The 4,152-nt window shown below is 46.3% G+C and carries 5 protein-coding genes; all 5 read right to left on the bottom strand.

Annotated features, from left to right (window positions below):
- Window positions 1-273 (bottom strand): PTS fructose transporter subunit IIA (locus B7Y67_RS11920; RefSeq protein WP_293598830.1); only part of this gene is annotated, 273 nt, incomplete at its 3' end.
- Between the two features lie 2 nt (window positions 274-275).
- On the bottom strand, window positions 276-1,217 hold the full coding sequence (gene gshB / locus B7Y67_RS11915) for a glutathione synthase (protein WP_293598829.1): 942 nt from the start codon (window positions 1,215-1,217) through the stop codon (window positions 276-278).
- Window positions 1,218-1,242: 25 nt separating this feature from the next.
- The gene (gene gshA / locus B7Y67_RS11910; RefSeq protein ID WP_293598828.1) at window positions 1,243-2,541 is read right to left on the bottom strand and encodes a glutamate--cysteine ligase; all 1,299 of its coding nucleotides are present in this window, start codon (window positions 2,539-2,541) and stop codon (window positions 1,243-1,245) included.
- Between the two features lie 119 nt (window positions 2,542-2,660).
- Entirely contained in the window at window positions 2,661-4,046 is a 1,386-nt protein-coding gene (locus tag B7Y67_RS11905; protein ID WP_293598832.1) for an ammonium transporter, read from the bottom strand.
- A 25-nt stretch (window positions 4,047-4,071) separates the two neighbouring features.
- Window positions 4,072-4,152: P-II family nitrogen regulator (locus B7Y67_RS11900; RefSeq protein ID WP_293598831.1), on the bottom strand; the 81-nt coding region annotated here is incomplete at its 5' end.

Below are 4,152 nucleotides of genomic sequence, written 5' to 3'. Positions count from 1 at the left end.
CGCATTTAAACCCGATAATGACCCCAAAGCTTCAAGCTTCGATGCCACATTTGCTGGGGTCGCGCCCATTACATCAGTCAATATTAAAACGCCTTGGCCCGTGTTGACGCCATATGCCGCTTTCAAGAGTCGGTCGAAGCTGGCTTTTGTATCTTCATGAGGCGGAATGTCGACAGCCCTTACTCTCTCTGGCGCTACACCAAATGCATGCTCAGCAAAACCCAGCATCGCACTTGCGACTGGAGTGTGAGCAACTATTACGATTCCAACCATTTTTATGCCAATGCCTTTTCAAGCGCTGTTAACCAAAATTTCGGAACATCAAATCTGCTTTGCTCAGTAATCTCTACAAAACAGGTTGGGCTAGTCACATTGATTTCTGTGACGTAAGCGCCAATTAAATCTAATCCTACCAAGAACAAACCCCGGGCATTCAAAATTGGGGCGAGACGTTCTGCAACCTTCCTCTCTGCATCTGTTAGCGGCATAGCAACCCCTTTGCCACCAGCAGCTAAATTACCTCGAATTTCACTTCCCTGAGGTATGCGAGCCAGCGCAAACGGCACTACCTCGCCACCGATGAGCAACACGCGTTTATCGCCTTGAGCTATCTCAGGCAAGAATCTTTGCACCATTAGAGTACGTGCACCATTCTCACCCAGTGTCTCCACAATACTGGCAAGATTTAAACCATCTGGCCCTACACGAAACACACCCATTCCACCCATACCATCCAAGGGCTTAATGACAATATCTTGATGCTCTTGATGAAATACTTCAATCGCACTCAGTTCACGTGTGATTAAAGTTGGGGGAATAAGTTCCGGAAACTCCGTGATAGATATCTTTTCAGAATGATCACGAATAGCCGTTGGATTATTAAATACTTTTGCACCCTGCCGAACCGCAGCAGATAACAACCAAGTGGTATTGAGATACTCGATATCAAATGGCGGATCAGTACGCATCATGACTGCGTTAAAGGTATTTAATGGGCGATCCTCTACGGGGCCTAACTCAAACCATGTTGTGCCACTTGGCTTAATGGCGAGCGACTGACAATCAGCCACTACAAAATCGTTCCTCCACAGGATGTTACGACTTTGGCAAAACCAAAGTTTATGACCAGCTTCTTGCGCAACGCGCATCATTGCCAAAGTGGAATCCTTGCTAACCTTCAATGATTCCAGTGGATCGGCAATGAAAAGAAGGTTCATCTTATGTCCGAGCATTCAGATACAGTTAGGCAGCTTCAGCATTAGGATCGGAACGCTCCAACTCTAAAGAAGCGGCTAACAAAGCCAAACGTGCAACGACTCCATACAGATAAAAACGATTGGGCGGCGCACTACCAGGCTTGGCACCCAGATCTGGCATGGAGTTTTGCTCGAATGCTAACGGTACAAAATGCATGCCTGGTGCGTTTAGATTCTCATCAGGGCCACGGTCGGTATGCACACGATAGAAGCCACCAATCACATAGCGGTCAATCATATATACCACTGGCTCTGCAACTGCTTCATTCACTTTCTCGAAGGTATATACACCCTCCTGAATTAAGACATCACTAACTTCAAGACCTTCTTTAACAACACTCATCTTGTTGCGGTCTTTGCGATTCAGATCTTTGAGTTGTGCAGGATCGTTTACCACCATGACACCCATGCCGTATGTACCAGCATCTGCTTTGACAACGACGTAAGGTTTTTCCTTGATGCCGTACTCTCGATATTTCTTAGCAGTTTTCTTGAGGACTTTCTCAACAGCAGCTTGCAATTCTTCTTCGCCCTTACGCTCATGAAAGTTCACGTTAGAGCAACTAGCAAAGTAAGGGTTAATCATCCATGGATCAATATCCACTACCTTCGCAAATTTCTTAGCAACCTCATCGTAGGCTGCAAAGTGATTTGACTTGCGACGGACATGCCAACCAGCATGCAAGCCTGGCAAGAGATATTGCTCATGGAGGTTTTCTAGGATCGGAGGAATACCCGCTGATAAATCGTTGTTCAGCAAAATTGAACAGGGATCAAAGTCTTTTAAACCTAAACGCTGCTTCTTTAAACCTAAGCGAGACAAAGGCTCCATCAAGAGACGATTGCCATCAGGCAAATCAATCCAAGTTGGTTTTTTAATTTCATCAGACAAAGTGCCCAAGCGAACATTAAGGCCTGCTTGGCGCAAGATCGAAGATAGGCGTGCGATATTTTGCAAATAGAAAGTATTGCGAGTGTGTCGCTCAGGTATCAACAGTAAATTTTTAGCTTCCGGACAAATCTTTTCAATTGCTGCCATCGCTGCCTGAACTGCCAAAGGCAACATCTGAGGTGAGAGGTTATTAAACCCACCTGGAAAAAGGTTCGTATCCACTGGCGCAAGCTTAAAACCAGCATTACGCAAGTCAACTGAGCAGTAAAACGGTGGAGTGTGCTCCTGCCATTCAAGCCTGAACCAGCGCTCAATAGTTGGAGTTGCTTCTAATACCTTCGACTCGAGATCAAGAAGAGGGCCGCTAAGGGCAGTGATGAGATGTGGAACCATGACACTATTGTAAGATTTTTAAAACACAAAGGGCGGTATCCGAAGATACCGCCCTCTTTACCCACTAAATTGACTGAAATTTACCTTTAGGGGCCATTTAGCACCCCTAATTTAGTCAACTAGTTTGAATACGCTGTTTCCCCATGAGAAGTGACATCCAAGCCTTCACGCTCTTGATCTTCAGGCACACGTAGACCAACCACCATATCCACCACTTTGTATGCTATTACTGAAACCACTGCACACCAGATAATGGTGATGATGACGCCTTCAGCCTGAATGATAGTCTGACTAATAATTGAGAAGTCAGCAGGAGCAGCTCCGCCAGTACCACCTAGACTAGGTGCAGTAAATACACCAGTCAAGATCGCACCGACGATACCGCCAACACCATGGATACCAAATACGTCGAGGGTGTCATCTGCGCCAAGCATTCTTTTCAGACCACTCACAGCCCACAAGCAAACTAGACCAGAGATAAAACCGATAGCAATTGCGCCCATTGGTCCCACAGTACCGCAAGCTGGAGTAATACCAACTAAACCAGCTACCGCACCAGAAGCAGCGCCCAACATTGAGGCTTTACCTTTGAACAAAGTTTCACCCAAGTTCCATGCCAATACTGCAGCAGCAGGTGCAAGCAAGGTGTTAATGAATGGCAATGCAACACCTTCATTAGCCTCTAGGTTTGAGCCTGCGTTAAATCCAAACCAACCCACCCACAGTAATGCAGCACCAACCATTGTGAGAGTTAGGCTATGAGGAGTCATTGCATCTTTGCCATAACCCAAGCGCTTACCAATCATGTATGCACCTACCAAGCCAGCAATACCAGCGTTAATATGTACAACAGTACCGCCAGCAAAATCTAGTGCGCCCTTACTGAGCAAGTAACCGCCAGCACCCCAAACCATATGTGCAATCGGCAGATAGCAGAAAGTTAGCCACAGCGCGCAAAAGAGCAACACAGCAGCAAACTTCACACGTTCAGCAAATGATCCCACGATCAAGCATGCAGTGATACCAGCAAATGTTGCCTGGAATGCAATAAAGATAAACTCTGGAATCTTTGATGTTGGTGTAAAAGTGTCAGCTTGTGAGGCAGTTGTGACGCCCGACAAGAAAACTTTACTAAAGTCACCAATAATCAAGCCCTCTGCACCAAATGCTAATGAGTAGCCATAGACAACCCACAGTACAACCATTAAGGAAAATACTGTCACTACTTGCATCAAGACTGACAACATATTTTTACTTCTGACTAAGCCGCCATAGAAAAGCGCCAAGCCTGGTAACACCATCAGAATAACTAAGATGGTGCTGACCATCATCCAGGCTGTATCAGCCTTATCAACAGTAGCCGCCACAGCACTCGCTGCACCTGCAACACTGGCAGCAGCTGCCGCCACAGGCTCATCAGGAGCCGCATAAGCAACTGAACTTACCATTACGCCAGATGCGCCAATAGCCAAGGCTACAGCGGTTCCAGCAAGAAGTTGTTTCATTCGAGCAAACATTTTGAACCTCTCTTTAAAGTGCTGACGCACCGGTTTCACCGGTACGAATGCGAATGACGTGTTCAACTGGTGAGACAAAAATCTTGCCATCGCC

It is taken from the genome of Polynucleobacter sp. 35-46-11 (assembly GCF_002281105.1).
This window is presented reverse-complemented; position numbering and strand designations above follow the sequence as displayed.